The sequence below is a fragment of the Bacteroides sp. AF25-38AC genome, from assembly GCF_003602995.1.
Classification (GTDB): Bacteria; Bacteroidota; Bacteroidia; order Bacteroidales; family Bacteroidaceae; genus Bacteroides; species Bacteroides uniformis.
Genome location: NZ_QTMD01000008.1, coordinates 148,204 through 169,502, shown reverse-complemented (window position 1 = coordinate 169,502; position 21,299 = coordinate 148,204). Strand labels below are relative to the sequence as shown.

Genomic DNA, 21,299 nt, shown 5'->3' with positions numbered 1-21,299 from the left:
TTTAGCACAAGGGGGCAGAATCGCTTGGTTTTAGGGGGCAGCTTACACTGGATTTTCCAGCTTTGGATGATGAAAATTCATTAGACAAAATCCCCTACGTTCATGCCGAAAGGAAACCTAAAATTACTAATTGGTATTTTCGCCCTTTGTTTTTATCGTTTGTAATATTTATGGGTACGCTTTCGAGTTGTTCTTTTAAGTCAAATACCGATTTTCCTGAAGTGACCCATGTAGCTTTCCAAAAAGAAAAACATGGGAAATGGGGCATGGTTGGAGTTGATGGAAACATCTTGTTTGAAAACAAATTTGATAAAAGACCGTCTTATGCAGTAAATGGAGTGTTTAGAGTTTGGGATTATGATACAAATCAATATCTTTACTATTCCGCAACTCCAACTCCTAAATTAATAGGGACTCCAAAAGGTTATAAGCAAGGAGGTGTATGTAGTGAGGGAATAATCCCAGTTGTGTCTACGGATGAACGTATTCACTATTTAACAGAAACGGGAGAAACTGCTTTTTATTTGCTTCCGTATCAGGGGAAGGAATTCTTATGTGTATCTCCGTTCTTTACGGAGCAACGTGCTTGGTTTCGATTAGAAAATCGTAAATGCGGATATATAGATCCACAAGGCAATGTTGTGATAGAACCTATTTATGATAACGCTTTCCCTTTCCATGAAGGAAAAGCTATTGTATATAACAAAGAAGTTGACAAATGGTTAGTTATCGACCCCAATGGAAAAGAATTATTTGAAGCCAGTTCCAATGGATACCAACAATATTCATACACTTTTTTTGAAAACGGATATTGTTTAATAGAAAACTTCTTACTCAATGAAAAAGGCGAAAAAGCACAGAGATTCCCCTCTAATATTTATAGTATTTCACCTTTCATTGACAATGTCGCTTTATTTCAAGACAGTAAAACTGGATTATGGGGACAACTTAACATACAAGGAGAAAGCATTGTAGAGCCTAAGTATTCGCGAGCTTTAGGTATTGTAGGTGATTGGATATATGTTGCTGATACAATTGCTAATTTAAAAGATGACTGGGATAATCAATATATGAATGTATATGCAATAAATTCTAAAGGTGAGATTAAAAATAAAATAGAAAACGTTTCATGTTTTTACCCATTATCCCAATATATCATAATGGCAGAAAATGAGAAATATTACTTTGCTAACAAGAAAGGGAATCCAGTAGACAACAACTCTTATTACAAAATTTCAGTTCCCCCATTTACAAATTCCCCCAGTTACTCATCCTTTTGGTCTTCTTTAATAGCACCTCACTCCTTGTCTGATTATGATGCTTGGGGAGTTGTAACCAATTATATAGATGAAAAGAAAACATTGGCGTCAATATTTGATAAATTAACATCCGATGGCATTGATAGTTTAAAAATGGGTCAACCTATTTCAAGAATTATGGATTTATACAATATAAAACAAATGCCAGCAAGTGGGATGGTTGACTTGCATAACAGAGATTGGGGTATAAATCAAGTTTTTGCAACATATTCCGTCGGCATTCTTTATGAATGTAAGTGTGTAATTGTGATTAAAGTAGAGATTAATGCGAATGCTTCACCGATAGGTGATAATCCTCAAAAATTATTTGATGCTATACCACAATATCTTACAGAAACTTTGGGACTAAAAAGGGAAGATGAAAACCTTTATCGCTCTAAAGATGCTTGTTATGATATTGTTTATTGTAAAGGAGAAAATTCGTTCTTTTTAATGTCTAAAGCGATGACAGAGGAATAGTTAAGAAATATTCATGTATCATCGAACACTTAAAAATATTCCCGCACAGGACATCAAATTCTGTACGGGAATACTTTTATACATAAAAAATAATTATCTAAGTATTGTGGACCTGGGGAGAATCGAACTCCCGTCCAAACGAGGAAACCATATGCTTTCTACATGCTTATCTTTGCCTAAAATTTTCGAACATAAGCAAGACCAAAGCCACCAACTTATGCCTTATCCTCTAAAGTTTCGTAAGAGTTACGAGGAAAAACTCAAACTATTCCCGATTTTACTGTGCCACTTTATCAAACGCTTCGGAACAAGAGCTTTTGAGTGACATCTCGTTTCTACCACTTTGGCGGAAATAAAGCTAATCTACTATACTTCGATTAAGCAGCGAGAGCATAATTTTCGTTGCCAGATAAATTTTTGAAAACTGGGATTATAGTGCCAATCAACCACGCACTGCATGCTTACATACCATTCCAACTCGCTGTCAATTCCAGTCAAGCCCAAAATGATTTTGCAAAGATAACGTTTCTTTATTACTTAAACAAATCCATAGATTAGTATCTTTGTATATTAGAAAATATCATACTGTTAATTTATTTAAGAAATAGACTATCATTCAATATAAAGAATGATAAATAAACATCTGCCACATTAAACCGGGTGTAAATTAGGGTGTATTATTCATAACTACCTAATAATCAACATCTATTGTGGAGCTGGAGGGAATCGAACCCTCGTCCAAACGAGGAAATCATAAGCTTTCTACATGCTTATCTTTGCCTAAATTTTCGTGCAGCGGCAGAACCAAAGCCATCAACCGTTGCCTTATCCTCTAAATTTTCACCCGCGCCACGAGGCTGACACGAACTATCCCCGATTTGACTGCACCACTTTATCGGAATGCTTCGGAGCAACAGCTTCCGAGTGATGTCACGTCCCAGCACCTGGTGCCGGGATTAAGCTTCAATCTACTATACTTCGATTAAGCAGCGAGAGCGTAACGAGTTTCGCCAGATAAAATTTTGAGGACTGAGATTAAAGTGCAAATCAACGACGCACTGCATGCTTACTTACCATTTCTGCCCGCTGTCAAATCCAGTCAACCCCATGACTTTGTAACGGTCTGAAATTTAAAAGATTGCGTAACTCATTGCTAAGTAGGGAGGGTGAAAAAGGGATAAATGCTACTTTATTTTTCATCCTCTACCGCTTTCTTTGGCACAAAGATACATATTCTTTTATTAGCAATCACCATATATTTACAAATATTAGCTAATACTGACTTTTCGTGATAAAAACAATAATCCTCCATACATACAATATGTGCACCCCATTGTCATCAATGTTCAAACAGCTACCAAAGCCAGTATCCGTTGACGGAATTAACCCCTGCAAGAGGGAATCTCTATCTTCTGTAATGGATATTTGCACAGAAGAGATGGGAAGTTAACGGAAAAAGTCTCTGAAGTTAACTGAAAAACCGGAAAGAATTAAGGAAGCAATCTATCCCAAACTTTGGTTTTTTCATACCCAGCCTTGGGATGTCTAAACCAAGGTTGGGTTTAGACATCCCAAGGTTGAAAAGAAAGTTCTTCCGTACAAGCAACAATTCCGCCAACAGATTCCTATTATATAAATACACCCTCGTTTAACAGATGTAGCCGTAATACTTGTATACACCGCGATTGCATCTACTTTTCAGGTTATTATAGTGTTCTCTCTTTCTTTTTAAAAGTGAATGATATGTTTCGTCTAATAATGATTTGAATTCCCCGGTAGCGTCTTGGAGGATATTTTTAGTAAGAGGAAGACCCTTCGGACAATAAAAGCCGATACTTCGGACTATTTTATCCCTTTATTTCACACATTAGCCGTATTTTTGTCAACAAAAGAAACAATAATAACCAAGAGATTTTTAGAACATATCATGAAGAACCTTATTGCCCTAACCCTGCTGCTTGGAGGAAGCACACTGCTCTGCGCACAAAAGCCTGCCAAAACACCGGCAACCTACAAGCCGGTGAAAAGTGAAATGTACCGCAAAGGTTGGATAGACTTCAACAAAAACGGAGTGAAAGACGTGTACGAAGACCCCTCCGCCCCGCTCGAAGCACGCATCGAAAACCTGCTGCAACAGATGACGCTGGACGAAAAGACCTGCCAAATGGTCACCCTCTACGGCTACAAACGCGTACTGAAAGACGACCTCCCCACCCCCGAATGGAAAGAGCTGCTCTGGAAAGACGGCATCGGCGCCATCGACGAACACCTGAACGGCTTCCAGCAATGGGGGCTGCCTCCCTCGGACAATGCCTACGTCTGGCCCGCCTCGCGCCACGCCTGGGCACTGAACGAGGTGCAACGGTTCTTTGTGGAAGATACCCGTCTCGGCATCCCCGTAGACTTTACCAACGAAGGCATACGCGGCGTGGAAAGCTACCGCGCCACCAACTTCCCCACCCAACTGGGACTGGGACATACCTGGAACCGTGAACTGATTCGCCAAGTAGGACTCATCACCGGACGCGAAGCCCGCATGCTGGGCTACACCAACATCTACGCCCCCATCCTCGACGTAGGACGCGACCAGCGCTGGGGACGCTACGAAGAAGTTTACGGCGAATCTCCCTACCTCGTAGCCGAACTGGGCATCGAAATGGTGCGCGGCTTGCAGCACAACCACCAAGTGGCCGCCACCGGCAAGCACTTTGCCGCTTACAGTAACAACAAAGGCGCCCGCGAAGGCATGGCACGCGTGGACCCGCAAATGTCGCCGCGCGAAGTGGAGAACATACACATCTCCCCTTTCAAACGCGTCATCCGGGAAGCCGGCATGCTGGGCGTAATGAGTTCGTACAACGATTACGACGGCATCCCCGTGCAGGGCAGCTACTACTGGCTCACCACCCGCCTGCGTGGCGAAATGGGATTCCGTGGCTACGTCGTATCCGACAGTGACGCCGTAGAATACCTCTACACCAAGCACGGCACCGCCAAAGACATGAAAGAAGCCGTCCGCCAAAGCGTGGAAGCCGGGCTGAACGTACGCTGTACCTTCCGCTCGCCCGACTCCTTCGTCCTTCCCCTCCGCGAACTGGTGAAGGAAGGCGGGCTGAGCGAAGAAGTCATTAACGACCGTGTGCGCGACATCCTCCGGGTAAAGTTCCTCATTGGTCTGTTCGATGCCCCCTACCAGACAGACCTTGCCGGTGCCGACCGTGAAGTGGAAAAAGAAGAGAACGAAGCCATCGCCTTGCAGGCATCCCGCGAGTCCATCGTTCTGCTGAAGAATGCCGGTGAGCTGTTGCCCTTAGACATCAACTCCACCAAGAAGATTGCCGTCTGTGGTCCCAATGCCAACGAAGAAGGCTACGCGCTGACCCATTACGGCCCCCTTGCCGTAGAGGTGACCACTGTACTGGAAGGCATTCAAGAAAAGACAAAAGGCAAGGCAGAGGTGCTCTACACCAAAGGCTGCGACCTAGTGGATGCCCACTGGCCCGAAAGTGAAATCATAGACTATCCTCTGACCGACGACGAGCAAGCCGAGATAGACAAAGCCGTAGAAAATGCCCGCCAAGCTGATGTTGCCGTCGTAGTATTGGGCGGCGGACAACGCACCTGCGGCGAAAACAAATCGCGCACCAGCCTCGACCTGCCCGGCCGGCAGTTGCAACTGCTTCAAGCCATACAAGCCACGGGCAAGCCCGTCGTACTGATACTCATCAACGGACGCCCGCTCTCCATCAACTGGGCAGACAAGTTCGTCCCCGCCATCCTCGAAGCCTGGTATCCCGGCTCCAAAGGCGGAACGGCCCTGGCCGACATCCTCTTCGGCGACTATAACCCTGGTGGAAAGCTGACAGTGACCTTCCCCAAGACCGTAGGGCAAATCCCCTTCAACTTCCCCTGCAAGCCTTCTTCACAGATAGACGGCGGTAAGAATCCGGGACCTACGGGCAACATGTCACGCATCAACGGAGCACTCTACCCCTTCGGTTACGGCTTGAGCTACACCACCTTCGAGTACTCCGACCTCGACATCACCCCCCGAGTCATCACCCCGAACGAGTCTGCCACCGTCCGCCTGAAGGTGACCAACACCGGCAAACGTGCCGGAGATGAAGTAGTGCAGCTCTATATCCGCGACGTACTGAGCAGCATCACCACCTACGAAAAGAATCTTGCAGGCTTCCAGCGCATCCACCTCGAACCGGGCGAAGCCCAGGAGCTGTCCTTCACCATCGACCGCAAGCACCTGGAGCTTCTGGACGCCGACATGAAATGGGTGGTGGAACCCGGCGACTTCGTGCTCATGGCCGGCGCCTCTTCCGAAGACATCCGCCTGAACGGAACGCTGACCGTAGAAGACTACCAGACCCGTGCCAAAGCCATTGAAGCCCAAAAACCAGCAAAGCGTGTGAGTGCCAGCACCAACCCAGAGGATGCCGAAAACGTGCTCGACGAAAAAATCAATACCGCATGGCAAGGAAATAAGGGAGATTATATTACCTTTGCCTTGAAGAACGGAGCCAAGGTAGATAAAGTTGCCATTGCCTTTACACGTGACAACAACCTGCCGGCAACCTTCGAAATCCAGCTCTCGGGCGGTGGCGGACAGTTCCTCACCGTATATTCGGGCACCGTCAGCGAATACGGCAAACTGATTTCCTATCCGTTCAAAGGCACTACCGCCAGCGACCTCCGCATCGTGCTGAACGATGACCGCGTCAGTATTGCCGAAGTTAAATTTTAATGTGCTAATGTGCCAATATGCTAATGTACCAATGACCATGCAGCATATACAGCGCAGCCAATTAGCACATTAGCATATTGGCACATTAACACATTAAATTAATGAAAACACTTCTTTTCTGTATGCTCGGATTAGGTTTGACAGCATGTGGCTCTTCTCCAAAGGGCACTAACGGTGACCAGGACGAACTCGCCATGCTAATAGGTACTTACACGAATGGCTCAAGCAAGGGTATCTATACCTTCCGCTTTAATCAGGAGACGGGAACAGCCGTTCCGCTCAGTTCAGCGGCATTGCCCAATCCCTCCTACCTCGTCCCCTCGGGAGATGGCGAATTTGTCTATGCCGTCAGTGAAATGAACGACAGCACAGCAGCCCTCAGCTCCCTTTCCTTAGACCGGGAAACGGGAGAACTGCGCCTGCTGAACACCGTTCCCACCTTCGGCGCCGACCCCTGCTACGTGGCCACCAATGGCCGGGAAGTGTTGACTGCCAACTACAGCGGTGGAACCATGTCCGTCTTTCCTTTACAGAAAGACGGCACTTTGGCTCCTGCAGACACGCTCTTTCAAGGCTCTGCCACCGGTCCCGACGCCATACGGCAAGCCACTCCCCACATCCATTGCACGGTCTTTTCACCGGACGGAAAGTATATCTTCGCCACCGACTTCAGTGCCGACCGCATCCTGCGCTTTGTGATGCACCCCGACAACCCTATTCCTCATGCTTCTCTGGAAGCCGTTGGCATTGAGGCAGATTCCGGCCCGCGCCATCTGACATTTAGCCCTAACGGGAAGTTTGCCTATCTCATCACCGAACTGTCCGGTAAGGTCATTGCCTTCAGTTACGACGACGGCTGCCTGGAACAGATACAGACTATCACAGCCGACACCGTAGCCGCCCGTGGAAGTGCAGACATCCACCTCAGTCCGGATGGGAAATACCTCTACGCCAGCAACCGTCTGAAAGAAGACGGCATCGCCATCTTTGCCGTGAATCCCGAAAATGGGACCTTGGCAAAGGTAGGTTATCAGCCCACCGGCATCCATCCCCGCAACTTCAACATCACGCCCAACGGTAAATACTTGCTTGCCGCCTGCCGCGACAGCAATGTCATTCAGGTATACAAACGAAACGAAGTTACCGGACTCTTGGAAGATACTCATCAGGACATTGTAGTTGACATGCCGGTTTGCGTACAGTTCGTCAGCTCTGTTAATAATTTATAAAGCAATATTTAGCAAAGATAACTTCATTAACTTTGTCCCTTAGCTAAATCAGTCTAAACGAATGTACATTATGAAGAAGAATATATTGATGCTCTCAGCTCTGTTCTTGTCTACCACTGCCCTGGCGCAAACAGACGTAACCACCGGTGTGATGCGTGGCAAAGACTACGGAGTGACCTATATGTTACCCAAAACAGAAATAGAAATCGTATTGCAAGCCACCAAGCATACCTACACTCCCGGAGAATTTTGCAGATATGCCGACCGCTATCTGCGTCTCAACAACGTGTCTGCCGAACCCGAGGAGTTCTGGACACTGGATAAGATAGAAACCCGCATAGCCGGTGTACCGGATAAGGACAACGTCTATTTCGTGAAGATGAAAGACAAGACCGTAGCACCCCTTATGGAGCTTACCGAAGACGGAATTGTCCGCTCCATCAACATTCCGTTCAGCGGCAAGCCTGCTGCCAAGACGCCCGAAGCCAAAGCCACCGAAAGCAGCATTGACCCACGCAGTTTTCTGACGGAAGAAATACTGATGTCCAACTCCAGTGCCAAGATGGCCGAGCTGGTGGCTAAGGAAATATACAGCATCCGCGAAAGCAAGAATGCCCTCCTGCGCGGCGAAGCAGACAATATGCCCAAGGACGGCGCTCAACTCAAGCTGATGCTTGACAATCTGAACCAGCAGGAAACGGCTATGACGGAAATGTTCTCGGGCAAAATAAAGAAAGAACCCAAGACATTCACCATCCGGCTGACGCCTAAAGAGATGAAAGATGAAGTGGCTTTCCGTTTTTCCCGAAAGCTGGGAGTGGTGGCCAATAATGACCTTGCCGGTGAACCGTATTATATCAGCGTCACCGACCTCAAAAGTCCCGATGTATCTGCCACCGAGGAAGGCAAAAAGAAAGTGGACGGTGTAGCCTATAACCTTCCGGGCAAGGCACAAGTGACATTGGTGTATAACAATAAGAAATTGTTTGACGACCAACTTCCCATTACCCAATTCGGCACCGTAGAATACCTCGCACCGGTACTGTTCAACAAGAATTCTACCATCAAAGTGCTGTTTGATACGGCAACGGGAGGATTGATAAAAGTGGATAGGGAATAAAGGAATTCTAATTCCGGATTGTCAACTGGATAAATCCATCCTTACGCAACTGCATTACGTAGGCGGTGACCCGGGGAATATAATTCTCTTCCTCCCCAAAGTGCCTGGCAAGTAGAGAGATGATTTCGCGCACGGTACGATGTCCATCTATCAGATTCCAGACAGCTGTACCGTGTTCTTCCAGCCTCACATGGATGTCAGGAGACATCCCCTTCGGCAATAAAAAACGACGCATCCATTCGTATTTAAACCGTGGGTAGGCGAGTACGGCGCACTCACCTTCCCATTCGGTTGTTATATGTCCACAGCGGACCGGAACAGCGTCCAACAGACTTACTTTTCCTTCGGGTATTTCCATCATACGGTATCCGCTTTTCCTATTATTTCTGAATATTAGGCTCTTCCAGCTTATAACCATACTTCTTGTCTGCCTTCTTCAGCAGTAGAGCCACTATAAGGGACAAGCAGGCAATACTGGTAAAAATGCACATAGGCACCGTATAGTCATACATATTCGTTCCATCTGGTTTCTTGCCGGATATACAATAGGCATCAAGCACCCACCCTATCAATGTAGGAATACCCCAAAGACCGATATTCTGGATAAAGAAAATCAATGCGTATGCCGTACCCAACTGGCTTACCGGGAATATCTTGGCCACAGCCGGCCACATGGCAGAAGGTACCAGCGAGAAAGCGATACCCAAAATTATCATCAGCACAATAGCTACCAGCCAATAGTTTATATCGGGAATAGCATAAATGAAATGCACACATATCAGCATGGCCGAGCCCAGCAGCATGATAGATGCGGACTTGCCCCGCTTGTCAATGAAACCACCAAAGACCGGAGTCAGAATCAGCGCTCCCAATGCCGGAAGTCCGGCAAATGTACCGGCCACATTCTCATTGATACCGTATTTGATAATCATCAACTCGGAAGCAAACTTCTGGAATGGGAATACACAAGAGTAGAACAATACACACAGCAATGCTATCAGCCAGAAACCGGGATTGACCAGAATATTCTTCACATCCTTAAAAGAGAACTTCTCTTCCTCATCTTCCGTACCGGCAGCAATGGCAGCAGCTTCCATCTGTTTGTCCAGCTTCTTGTCCATCACTGCAAAAATGAAGAAAGCAATCATACCGCCCAACAACAGAACCAAACCCAACAACACCGGTGTGGAAATACCGAAAGCACGGGCCAAAGGAATGGCTACGGCATAACCGGCTTGCGAACCGATACGTGCTAAAGCAACTTGTACCCCCATAGCCGTGGCAAGCTCTTTCCCCTTAAACCACTTGGCTATGATTTTGGAAACTGTAATACCGGCGACCTCCGCTCCTACTCCAAAAATGGAATAACCGGCAAAAGCAACAAACACACCCGTTTTATAGCCAAATATTTCATTGATTCCGAATAAAGTCGCGTCGGCACCGGCAAGTCCCGTCATTGCATAGTATTCAAGTGCTGTACCACCTACCATCAGGATAGTTGCCAGCTTTCCGGTGAAACGGATACCAAAGCGGTCGAGGATTAATCCTCCCCAAATCAACATCAGGAAAAAAACATTCAGAAAACTATAACCACCGGTAAAGAATCCGAAATCGGTACTCGACCAAGCCAAGTCCGTTTCCAACATTGTCTTCAACGGTGCTACCACGTCGTTTACATAATAAGCTGCCATCATCGTGAAGGCAACAATCACCAATGCCCCCCAACGGGTAGCCTTGGAATCATTCAATTTAAGTTTGAGTTGTTCTGTCATTGTACTATTTGGATTTCAATTTATTAATCAGATTGCATAAATTGCTGACAAAGGTAAATAAATACTTCATCAAAACGAAAAAAGGCTGACACCTTTTCAGTATCAACCTTTCTCTTATTTTTCCAAGCGGGAGTCATCCGCAATATCCTTATCTTATTCTGCTGCAGGAGCAGGAGCTTCAGCCGGAGTTGTAGCTGCAGGGGCCTCCGATTGCGGAGCTTCTGTACCTACGGGCATGTTATAAGGATTAGTTTTTTCTTCTTGTTGCGCCTGTTCCAGAATCACATCACCGCCCTTGCCTGTGGAAGAAGGAATAGTGTAAGCAGAAACAATACTGAAGACTACCATGACAGCTGCCAGAGTCCAGGTTGCTTTTTCCAAAAAGTCCGTAGTCTTGCGCACACCCATAATTTGGTTGGATGATGAAAAGCCTGATGCCAGACCACCTCCTTTAGAATTTTGAATCAATACAATGAAGCACATCAGCACAGATGCAATCAGCATTAAGATAACTAATAATAAATACATTTTGTTATTTTGATTTAGCGTTAATAATCAATTTCTCCAAAAATCTGATTTGGTCTGCAAAGTAAGCATTTTTTTTTGGATAATTCAAACTTAATTTTTTAATAATTTCAAGCGCCTTGTCATATCGGTGCTGTTTTATATAGATTTTGGCTAAAGTTTCCGTAAAACAGCTATCGTCCAACTCTTCCGTTACCGGCGATACTGAGGGTTCTTCCTCTTCTTCAGTCTCTTCCTCCTTCTCTACAAGAAACTCCCTTCTCGTATCCGAGGCATCCGAAGACTCACTCTTTTGGATAAAGTCATCTATCAATTCATGCCCACGCAGTTTAGGCACTTCCGACTCATCTTCTGCATCCACACCGGGTTCTTCCTGCATTAAATAGGCCGTATAATCCACCGCATAATCCAGCTCCGTATGCTGTGAATGCTCTTCGGGAACAGTAGCCAGAAATGCGTCAATCAAGGAAAGGGTACGGTCCACACTCGGCTCTTTCTCCAAATCGCCGGAAAACAGCGACGAGACCTTCCGGGATTTCAAAGTATAGCGGTCACCCTCTATAAAGTAAAACAGCACACGACGGTCTGCCACATACAACACAGCCTTGCGCAACTCCGCGCCAAAGTTGATGTCGTGCAGCAGATAGAGGTTTTTCAGATAGAGCAAACGGAGCGACTGGAAATAAGGATAGCGTGCCACCAATGTGCGAAGCTCGTACAAAGTATCCCTATTCAGCGTCTCGGGATGCTGAATCCATTGTTGCAAATGGGTAGGCGTCATGAGTTTACCAGTTAGCTACAGTTGCATTGAAAATCTGTTCGGCAATGTCTTTCACCATCAAGGTTATCAGCTGGTCCTGCACTTCGGTCAGCAATTTTGAGGAATCATAGGTCTGGAAAGCCGAGAACTGCTGTTCAAAGTCCTCCTCATGGTTCGTGTTATTGGTGTAGCGCACGTTGACAGTCAGCGTCACCTTCACCTTCGAAGAGTAGCCGCTGGCATCCACCGATTCATTATATTGATTGTAGCCGGTTATTTCTCCGTCTATTTCCAGGTCTCCTCCGGAATTCACCAGTTGCAGGCGAGTCTGCTGAATGAACATATCCTTCATTTTCTGGTTAAATTCTGTTGCCAGCGGTGCATATACATACTCTGCCCGGTTCTGGAAATCGGCAATGGAAATCGTTTTTACCTTTGTATAGTCGATAGAGCTTATCGGAGCAAGTCCCAACTTCATACTACATGAATTCACCAGAAATAACAAGCTTACCAACAAGGAAGCAAATGCCGCTTTTTTAATCCAATCCATATTCTTTTATCTTTCTGTATAACGTACGCTCAGAGATATTCAAATCCTGAGCCGCACTCTTACGCTTGCCGTGATGTTTTTCAAGCGCCTTACGTATCATTTCTTTCTCCACTTCATCCAGGGAGAGTGACTCCTCCACATATTCTTCCGTATCCTGGAAATCATCGTCCACCGGAGTAACCGGCTTTACCGAAGGATGTATAATGGTGGGGACACTGGATGTTACCGGAGGTACCACCGCCGGAGTAGCCGGCGTATAGTAGGCCGATGTGGCAACCGCCGGATTGGCTACCGTTCCCCTTTCAGCCATAATCTCATGCACCAGCTTTTTCAAGTCCGTTACATCCTGGCGCATATCAAACAGAACCTGGTAGAGAATTTCCCGTTCACTCCCGAAGCTCTTGTCCTCCTTCACTCCAAACAAGGCAGGCAGGCGCTGCATATTGTTCTGCTCAGGCAGATAGCCCTTCAGTATGGATGCATTGATTTCACGATTGGTCTCAATGATGGATATCTGCTCGGTGATATTCTTCAACTGGCGCACATTACCCGGCCATGAGTAGCCCAGCAACACTTGCTTGCCGTCTTCCGTCAGCTGAATGGCAGGCATACGGTACTTTTCTGCAAAGTCCGAAGCAAACTTTCGGAACAGCAGCACCACGTCTTCACCGCGTTCGCGCAATGGAGGGACCTGAATAGGAACTGTGTTCAAACGGTAATACAAGTCTTCACGAAAACGTCCGTCAGCAATGGCTTGTGTCAAGTTTACATTGGTAGCGGCAACAATACGCACATCGGTCTTTTCCACCTTAGAAGAACCTACTTTGATGAATTCACCGCTCTCGAGCACACGCAACAAGCGTGCCTGGGTAGGCAAAGGCAATTCGCCGACTTCATCAAGGAAGATTGTTCCGCCGTTGGCCTCACCGAAATACCCCTTCCGTTCGCCGATAGCCCCGGTAAATGCGCCCTTCTCATGACCGAACAGTTCCGAGTCAATCGTCCCTTCGGGAATGGCTCCACAGTTCACGGCAATGTACTGTCCATGCTTGCGCCGGCTGTACTGGTGTATTATCTGCGGAAAGCTCTCCTTTCCCACACCACTCTCTCCGGTAATCAGTACAGACAAGTCGGTGGGCGCTACCTGGATAGCGATATCAATGGCACGCATCAGCGCTTCATTGTTGCCGATAATGCCGAAACGTAATTTTACTTGTTGTATTTCCGCTTTTGTCATTCTACAAATCTTCTTCTACACTATCGAGTTTCAGTTTGTCGCTATCGTCACGTTTCTCGTAATATTGCTTGCGCAGCGGATTTGCATGTGCCTCTTTCTCACGCTGGCGGTTACGGAACACATCTATTGCCACATAGATAGCCTGCCGGAATGAATCTTCAGAGGCGATTCCTTTCCCGGCAATATCGTAGGCCGTGCCATGAGCAGGCGAAGTGCGTATCACCGGCAAGCCGGCAGTATAGTTCACGCCCTCGTCCATAGCCAATGCCTTGAACGGTGCCAGCCCCTGGTCGTGATACATGGCCAGGATACCATCAAAATGGGTAAAGTTATCTGAGCCCATAAACCCGTCTGCCGGATAAGGACCATAGCAAAGCATACCCTTAGCAGCCATTTCGTTGATGGCCGGAATGATAATCTCCTGCTCTTCAGTTCCCAGCAATCCGCCGTCTCCTGCATGCGGATTCAGCGAAAGCACTGCAATACGCGGTGCGCTGATAGCAAAATCCTGCTTCAAGGAGCGGTTGAATATCTTCAGTTTTTCTTGTATCAGTTCTTTGGTGATGCTTCCGGCTATCTCTTTAACGGGAATATGTCCGGTCACCAATGCTACCCGGAAGTCATCTTTCATCAGAATCATAAGGGCCTTCTCGCCATCTCCCAATTTTTGCTCTATATACTCCGTATGTCCGGGGAAGGCAAACTCCTCCGACTGGATGGTATGCTTGTTGATGGGAGCTGTGACAATCACGTCTATCATTCCCTCCTTATATTCCTCAATGGCTTTTTCCAGTGCACCAAGTGCAGCTTTACCAGCTTCAACGTCAGGTTTAGAGAACTCAACCTTTACTTCATCATCCGTACAGTTCACTACACTCAAGCGATTGGGAACCGCTTCGGAGGCGGAGTTGACGATACTGAAGTTGGTAGGCAAGTCCAATGATTTACGATGATAAGCTGCCACTTTAGGCGAACCGTAGATAATCGGCGTGCACAATTCCAGCATCACCGGGTCTGCAAACGTCTTTAAAATCACTTCATACCCTACACCATTAATGTCGCCTTGTGTAATGCCGACTCTTATTTTGTTGTCTTCCATTTTTATTACTTATTATTAGTAGTATCTTTTGAGGTTACGCCTACCGGAATTTCCGCACCTTCCTGCTTGCTGCCGGGCAGTTTCAAGGTATAGAGCGAAGCCTCCATCTGACGTACCAGATTACGTTTCATTTTATCAGGTGAATAAATAAATATTTCAGATACGATAATACGCTGATTGGCCTTGTCCAAACGTACATGCGATACGAACGGACCGCCCATGAAGTCACCCTTTATGCGCCACAAGCCGCGGGCCTCCAGTGCATAGTCTCCCTGCACACTGATGGGGCGTACATCGGTCATCAGAGAATCCGTCGACATATACATGCCTTCACGGGCACCAGGGATATTAACCTTCATCACGGAATCGCGTTTATGAACAAAATATTCTTTAGTAAACGTATCCTTATCCGTATAAGGATAAGAGTAGATTACAAAGTTCTGGTCGCCGGTAGCTGCATTCGTACCTGCCCAGAAGAAGTTCTCACCCTCCTTGGTAGATGTCAGTTCGCCCGGCACCCATACATCGCAATCGAACTGGCTTTTCACCTTCGTTGCTATATAGTCGCTATGCTTGTCCTTCAATACTGAAATCTGACGATTCATTTCCGCATGGGTAAAGAAATCGATGATTACCTGCCTATTCTCCTCCACAAATTTCTCGAACGAAGCCTCGTCCGGTGCCTGAATAGTGAGAATAGACTGAGGAGCAGCATATACATTCCTTGCATACTTGAATTTAGGCTGGGTATAGAGGTCCTTGTTCACATCGACAATAATGATATTACGAATCAGTTTTAAAGTGGCATCATAATTGGAAGGGGCAGTATACATGATTCGGAATGAACGTTCTGACTGGGGAAGCCCCGGAACATCAGAATCAAGCACATCGAAAAGCGCCCTACCGGCAGGACGTTCCCACAAGCCGGGCTCCACCACTACCAGAACTTCATACGCACGACCACTGGAGGTCGGAGTAAACACACCCTTTTTACCACCACCGCAAGCGGAAAAAAGTGTCAGTACGAGAACCATACTTAAATAAAACAAGTGCTTTCTCATATCTCTATCATTTTAGTTTTTCACAAAGCTACGAAGAATGCGTAATATCCTCCCTACCTAAGTTAATAATTTATATTAATTCTTCTTTATTCTCCTCCTGCTTGGCAGTGGACAACATGCCACAAGCGGCAAATATATCCTCTCCACGCGATGACCGTATAGTGGTAAACAGACCGTGCGAAGTCAGATAATCACGGAACGCAGTCATGGTTTCCATATCAGCCCCTTCAAGATTCACTCCAGGTATGGCATGAAAACGAATCAGGTTAATCCGGCAGTCCAGCCCGCGTAGCAGCTTCAGAAGTTCCTTTGCATACGGTAACGAGTCATTCACTCCTTTGAAAACAATATATTCAAAAGATAGTCTGCGCTGTTTGCTAAAATCATAGTTTCTTAACAATTCAACAATCTCCGTGATGGAGAAGGCCTTCTCTGCCGGCATCAGCTCGCGACGTTGCAAAGGTATCGGCGAATGAAGGCTGATAGCCAGATGGCAGTCCGATTCCCCAATAAAACGCTGCAAGCCCTTCTTCAATCCCACTGAAGAAAGGGTGACACGCTTGGGACTCCACGCATATCCATAAGAGGCGGTCATTATTTCCAGCGCTTTCAATACCTCGTCCAGATTATCAAGTGGTTCGCCCATGCCCATCATTACCACATTGGTCAGCTTGTCCCTTTCGGGCAACGAACTGATTTGGTTGATAATCTGGTTGGATGTCAGATTGGCGGTAAAGCCCTGCTTGCCGGTCATACAGAATTTGCAGTTCATCTTACAGCCCACCTGAGAGGAGACACAAAGCGTAGCCCGGTCTTCGTCGGGTATATAGACAGCTTCCACGAAATGTCCCTCGCCTGCCCGGTATAAGTATTTCACCGTACCGTCTACAGAGCGCATGGCATCTACCGGCGCTTCGGCACCTACCTCATAGATTTCTTTCAGCAATTCCCGATGCTTCAACGAAAGATTGCTCATTTCGTCTATAGAAGCCACCTTCTTGTCATACAGCCAGGAAGCTATCTGCTTGGCAGAGAAACCGGGCATTCCCAAATTCTTCACCACATTCTGCAATTCAGCGAGCGTCAAGCCCAATAGAGGTCGTTTCTGCATATCGTTTTTCATTAAAACAAAACTCTTTCAAAAATGCAAAGGTAGGAATAAAGTTGCACAAAGACAACGGAGAGTGTAGAAAATGAAATGTACAGACAATGAAAAAGCCGCCCGGAAGTACCGGACGGCTTTTCAATATGGGTTTTCTATTCTTAGAAGAATAAATAACGTTGGTCTTTTACGTTGGCTTTCATATACAAGTCACTGATGAACTGGCTTGCCATACGTGCATGCATGTTAGCCAAGTTAGCCTCTTCAGTTTCCTTGTTGAATGTTTCGTTCAGCTTCTCTTTTGCATATGGTTGCAGAACGAATACACCACCGTTACCCTTGATAGGAGCACTCAGCTTGTTCACTTCAGCAATAGAAGCGTACGCGCCTACCAGAGGTTCGCTACTACGCAATGCCGGGATATAGGCAGGAGCAGAGAAAGTAACGTGCTTTACAGAATCACTGACAGCATTTGCCATATTCTTGTACTGCTCGAACGAAGTTGCATTGGCAGCCTTCATATCAGCCATAATCTTCTCTGCTTTCTTGTCACGGAGAATTTCAGCTCTCAACTGGTCCTTTACCAAAGCCAGTGGGCGATAACCTTCAGGAACAATACTTGCAACACCTACTACCAGCATACGGTCGCTCTCGCCACATTCGTACAAACCAGAAACTTCACCGGCTTTTGCCTCAAACGCCCATTTCAAAGCATCTTTGGTTCCTCTGATACCACCGATACCATGTTCAGAGCTGTACAAATCGGCTCTATCCAGCAACTTGTAACCAGCATCTTCCGCATTGGCAATCATTTTCTCTAAAGTATTGTTTGCAGCGATGAACTGGCTGAACTCATTGTATGCCTTGCTGTAAGTTTCCTTGCTGAATTCTACCGGACGCTTGATAACGGCTACCTTATATTTATCCTTGACAGCCTTCTTGTTGGTTACTTGCAAAATGACATTTGCTTGTCCCAACGCCAGATTGGTCAGTTCGTTCTGTCCCAAAGTTGTGACAGCGGTAATGTATTTCAAGTTGTCACCGTCAATCTGTGCGCCTTCGTAGTTAGCAGAAGAAATCCAGGTAGGCTCACCGGTCTGACCGTACTTCTTCGCAACTTCAGCAAAGCTGGCACCACCCTTAATAGCATTGTAGATGCTGTCGGCCAAAGTCTTCGTCTTTTCAGCATCTTCGGCAACTACCTGAATCTGACGGAACTCGATAGAGTCCGGCATGGCAGCAGTAGCCAATTTCTTGAAAGAGTTGAGGGTATTGTCAGATACGTTATAATAAGGCCCGAACACACCACCCACCGCAACAGAGTCCAAACGGGCTGTCACATCAGCAGGCAGAGACTTAGTAGTGTAGAACAAGTCTGTATAAGGAGCTTCGGAACCGGTAGAACGGATGAAGGTAGTATAGTCAGAAGGATTGGCAGTAAGTTGTTCGGTGTATTCTTCCATTTCCTTCTGGAGAGCAGCTCTGTCTTCTGCACTTGCAGTAACTTGCACATCAATGAACTTGATATTGCGAGTTTCCACATATTGCTTGAACTGTTCTTTCTTCTTGTCGTATGCAGCTTTCAAATCGGAATCCTTGATAACGATGGTAGAGTCAACGATAGAAGAATAGGGAACTGCAGCAAGCAGCAGGTCTGACTGCTCTACTCTTGCATCAAAAGCGTCCTGAGCTTCTACCGGGTTGGAGAAAAGAGATTTTGTAATCAAAGCCTGATACTTCTCCTGAAGACGTGCCTGGATAAGGGACTTTTCGAGGAAAGACCAGAACTTGTACATGGATTCATAGTATTCTGCATATTGTGAAGGCATCTGTGCCTTATTCATTTTTGAATAGTCCACCAAGAACTTCTTCAACATATCCTTATCAAACGCACCGGTCTGAGGATTACGGAACGGAGTCTGTTGCAGCATCGGATGCACACCGGCATTAATGATAGCCTGAATCTCAGCCTTCGATACAACCAGACCGAGTTTCTTTGCTTCCTTTTCAATCAGCTTATTATTGACGTATGTTCTCCATACTTCATCTTTGATTTGGTTTGTCTGCTCATCGCTCAATGCACTGTTGCCACTGGAGAACTTGATGACTTCTGTATATTCTTCTACCAATGCTTGAAAATCCTGAGCGGAAATTGATTCCCCGTTCACTTCACCTACGTCTTGTGACTGGTGTGGCTGAAGCACTTTCCACGCGTCACCTGCGATGAAAGCAAACAGCGCCAAACCAATAACAATCACCAATAAAGGTCCTTTAGACCGAATGTTTTGTAATGTTGCCATTTTAGTTAATATGATTTATTTGTTTATTATTATTTTCCTAACATGTTCATTTTAGCGCACGAAGATACAAAAAATGCTAATACGCATCCATTTATTCTTTAAAAAATTACGCCTAAATGAAATTATTCAATGACTTTCAGTCTTACCAACTCAATTTTAGTGGCTGTTACCTTGATTATTTTAAACTGATAATTATCCACTTCAATCACTTCATGCAGTTTCGGGAAACTTTGATAACGGTTCAAAATCAGACCGCCCACTGTCAGATAATCATCCGATTCCGGCAGGTCGAGCCCGAAAGTCTCATTTACCTTTTCTATTTCCAGACGGGCCGAAAGCACATATTCACGTTCACCCAACTGCTTACACACATAGGATGTGTTATCATGCTCATCCTCAATATCGCCAAAAATTTCTTCCACCAAATCCTCTAAAGAGACGATACCCGCCGTACCACCGAATTCGTCCACCACTACAGCAATCGTTTTTTTCTGTTGCATGAACAGTTTCATCAGTTTGTGGGCCGACATCGTTTCGGGTACAATAGGCACTTCCTTCACGTTATTCCTCCAGTCCACCGGATTCCTGAACATCTCCGACGAGTGAATATATCCCACCACATTATCTATATTTCCATCATATACTATGATTTTGGAAATACCCGACTCCACAAAAAGACATTTCAATTCTTCCAATGTAGTGGTCAGATCTACAGCTACCACCTCTGTACGCGGTACAATACAGTCGCGTATCTTTATATTCGAAAAGTCAAGCGCATTTTGGAATATCTTTACCTCTGCATCCAGTTCTTCTTCACTTTCCGCATTCTCTATGCTCGACTGGATGAAGTAATCCAAATCCACTTTGCCAAAAGCCTTGGCCGACGCCTCCTTGTTTACTTTCATCCCAAATATCCGAAGGAACAGATACGACAATCCCGATGCAAACTTTGAAACAGGAAACAGAATGACATAACATATGAATAAAGGAATGGCACATACCCTCAGCATCAGATTGGGATTGATTTTAAACAAAGTCTTCGGCAAGAACTCACCGGTTACCAAAATAATAAGAGTGGAAATTACAGTCTGCACCAACACCATTACAAAATGATTGGAAATAATTCCGGCAAGAAGATTCACCTCTATGATTTGTGCCATCAAGATACCATAAATGACAAGCGCGATGTTATTACCCACCAGCATGGTCGAGATGAAGTTATTCGGGTTGCGAAGGAAATAGGAAATGATACCGGAAGTGACGCCTGACTTCCTTTCCATCTCAAAGCGCAGTTTATCTACGGAAACAAAGGCAATCTCCATTCCTGAAAAGAAAGCAGAGAAAGCCATGGTTATCAATAAAAAAATAACGGTATCCATTTTATCAATTTATGGTATCAGTCTGCAAGCTGTCTGCTGCGGCAGTCTCCTCGTCAACATAGAAGATACCCTCCGGCTTGCGAATCGTGTAAACAGTCATCTGCTGATTGGATTCAAAGCCATGTCCCGTAATGATACGGTCAGGCTGCTCGATACGGATAAACTCATCCGAATAAATTCTTTGTGCCCGCTGGTCCCAATACAGCAGCTCTGTATCAAACTGCTCACCTTTCAAATTCTGTATATGCACATTCCCCATCAGTTTCCACAACTCCTCCTTATTAAAGAAGTAGGCTGTATCAGCCTTGATACTTGCCTCCACTTGGAAGATAGAGTCGAACTTCTCCAAATAGACCCCCTTTTCAAAAGCCCAGTAAGGAGGATTCTTCCGGTCAAAGACCAGCCACTCTTCCGTATTGATGCGGTAACGCGTTACACCGGAATCAGAAACCAGTGTAGTCACCCCGCGGGTATCCATCACTGCCATAGAGTCACGCTCGGTAATGGCATCTCCCAGCTCCTTCTTCTTCCCGGAACACGAAGAAAATAAAAGAAGCATAACCATTGCCCCAAGGACAATGGTTATGCTCGCATTTTTATGATAAACAATGTTGATGGGTTGTAGCAACAT

16 protein-coding genes and 2 other RNA genes are annotated in these 21,299 nt (G+C 45.9%); 4 read left to right on the top strand and 14 right to left on the bottom strand.

Features of this window, described 5'->3' with window-relative positions; genetic code table 11:
- The first annotated feature begins 170 nt into the window (after positions 1-170).
- Entirely contained in the window at positions 171-1,778 is a 1,608-nt protein-coding gene (locus tag DWY55_RS07760) for a WG repeat-containing protein (protein WP_243633639.1), read from the top strand.
- 104 nt (positions 1,779-1,882) lie between these two features.
- On the opposite strand, the gene ssrA (DWY55_RS07755) is transcribed toward DWY55_RS07760, so the two are convergent.
- Together ssrA (DWY55_RS07755) and ssrA (DWY55_RS07750) are read right to left on the bottom strand one after the other, a co-directional pair.
- Positions 1,883-2,280, bottom strand: a transfer-messenger RNA (tmRNA) gene (gene ssrA / locus DWY55_RS07755).
- A gap of 206 nt (positions 2,281-2,486) precedes the next feature.
- Positions 2,487-2,885, bottom strand: a transfer-messenger RNA (tmRNA) gene (gene ssrA / locus DWY55_RS07750).
- Between the two features lie 820 nt (positions 2,886-3,705).
- On the opposite strand from ssrA (DWY55_RS07750), the gene DWY55_RS07745 reads away from it, so the two are divergent.
- The 3 genes from DWY55_RS07745 (at position 3,706) to DWY55_RS07735 (ending at position 8,883) form a co-directional block, all read left to right on the top strand.
- Positions 3,706-6,534, top strand: a complete 2,829-nt coding sequence (locus DWY55_RS07745) for a beta-glucosidase (RefSeq protein ID WP_117878397.1) — start codon at positions 3,706-3,708, stop codon at positions 6,532-6,534.
- A gap of 101 nt (positions 6,535-6,635) precedes the next feature.
- Positions 6,636-7,763, top strand: coding sequence for a lactonase family protein (locus DWY55_RS07740; RefSeq protein WP_009038091.1), 1,128 nt, complete (start codon positions 6,636-6,638; stop codon positions 7,761-7,763).
- A 70-nt stretch (positions 7,764-7,833) separates the two neighbouring features.
- Positions 7,834-8,883, top strand: coding sequence for a DUF4831 family protein (locus DWY55_RS07735; RefSeq protein ID WP_057258670.1), 1,050 nt, complete (start codon positions 7,834-7,836; stop codon positions 8,881-8,883).
- A gap of 7 nt (positions 8,884-8,890) precedes the next feature.
- Here DWY55_RS07735 and DWY55_RS07730 read toward each other — a convergent pair whose 3' ends face one another.
- From DWY55_RS07730 to lptC, 12 genes are all read right to left on the bottom strand, one after another.
- Positions 8,891-9,244 carry a PqqD family protein gene (locus DWY55_RS07730; protein ID WP_005831929.1) on the bottom strand — a complete coding sequence of 118 codons (354 nt, stop codon included), beginning with the start codon at positions 9,242-9,244 and terminating at the stop codon, positions 8,891-8,893.
- 19 nt (positions 9,245-9,263) lie between these two features.
- The gene (locus DWY55_RS07725) at positions 9,264-10,655 is read right to left on the bottom strand and encodes an MFS transporter (RefSeq protein ID WP_117878395.1); all 1,392 of its coding nucleotides are present in this window, start codon (positions 10,653-10,655) and stop codon (positions 9,264-9,266) included.
- Positions 10,656-10,808: 153 nt separating this feature from the next.
- Positions 10,809-11,183, bottom strand: a complete 375-nt coding sequence (gene secG / locus DWY55_RS07720) for a preprotein translocase subunit SecG (RefSeq protein ID WP_035449001.1) — start codon at positions 11,181-11,183, stop codon at positions 10,809-10,811.
- Between the two features lie 4 nt (positions 11,184-11,187).
- The gene (locus DWY55_RS07715; protein WP_005831938.1) at positions 11,188-11,961 is read right to left on the bottom strand and encodes a hypothetical protein; all 774 of its coding nucleotides are present in this window, start codon (positions 11,959-11,961) and stop codon (positions 11,188-11,190) included.
- Positions 11,962-11,965: 4 nt separating this feature from the next.
- Complete coding sequence (locus tag DWY55_RS07710) at positions 11,966-12,490, bottom strand: LptE family protein (RefSeq protein WP_005831940.1); 525 nt, start codon at positions 12,488-12,490, stop codon at positions 11,966-11,968.
- Positions 12,477-13,727 carry a sigma-54 interaction domain-containing protein gene (locus DWY55_RS07705; protein ID WP_005831941.1) on the bottom strand — a complete coding sequence of 417 codons (1,251 nt, stop codon included), beginning with the start codon at positions 13,725-13,727 and terminating at the stop codon, positions 12,477-12,479. Before DWY55_RS07705 ends, DWY55_RS07710 begins: the two co-directional genes overlap by 14 nt.
- A gap of 1 nt (position 13,728) precedes the next feature.
- The gene (pdxA, locus tag DWY55_RS07700; RefSeq protein WP_005831943.1) at positions 13,729-14,826 is read right to left on the bottom strand and encodes a 4-hydroxythreonine-4-phosphate dehydrogenase PdxA; all 1,098 of its coding nucleotides are present in this window, start codon (positions 14,824-14,826) and stop codon (positions 13,729-13,731) included.
- 5 nt (positions 14,827-14,831) lie between these two features.
- Positions 14,832-15,887, bottom strand: coding sequence for a DUF4837 family protein (locus DWY55_RS07695; protein ID WP_008665256.1), 1,056 nt, complete (start codon positions 15,885-15,887; stop codon positions 14,832-14,834).
- 70 nt (positions 15,888-15,957) lie between these two features.
- Complete coding sequence (rlmN, locus tag DWY55_RS07690) at positions 15,958-16,998, bottom strand: 23S rRNA (adenine(2503)-C(2))-methyltransferase RlmN (RefSeq protein WP_008665254.1); 1,041 nt, start codon at positions 16,996-16,998, stop codon at positions 15,958-15,960.
- 152 nt (positions 16,999-17,150) lie between these two features.
- A complete protein-coding gene (locus tag DWY55_RS07685) occupies positions 17,151-19,289 on the bottom strand; it encodes a SurA N-terminal domain-containing protein (RefSeq protein ID WP_005831949.1) in 2,139 nt (712 codons plus the stop codon).
- A gap of 122 nt (positions 19,290-19,411) precedes the next feature.
- A complete protein-coding gene (locus DWY55_RS07680) occupies positions 19,412-20,668 on the bottom strand; it encodes a hemolysin family protein (protein WP_005831951.1) in 1,257 nt (418 codons plus the stop codon).
- A 4-nt stretch (positions 20,669-20,672) separates the two neighbouring features.
- Entirely contained in the window at positions 20,673-21,299 is a 627-nt protein-coding gene (gene lptC, locus DWY55_RS07675; protein WP_005831952.1) for an LPS export ABC transporter periplasmic protein LptC, read from the bottom strand.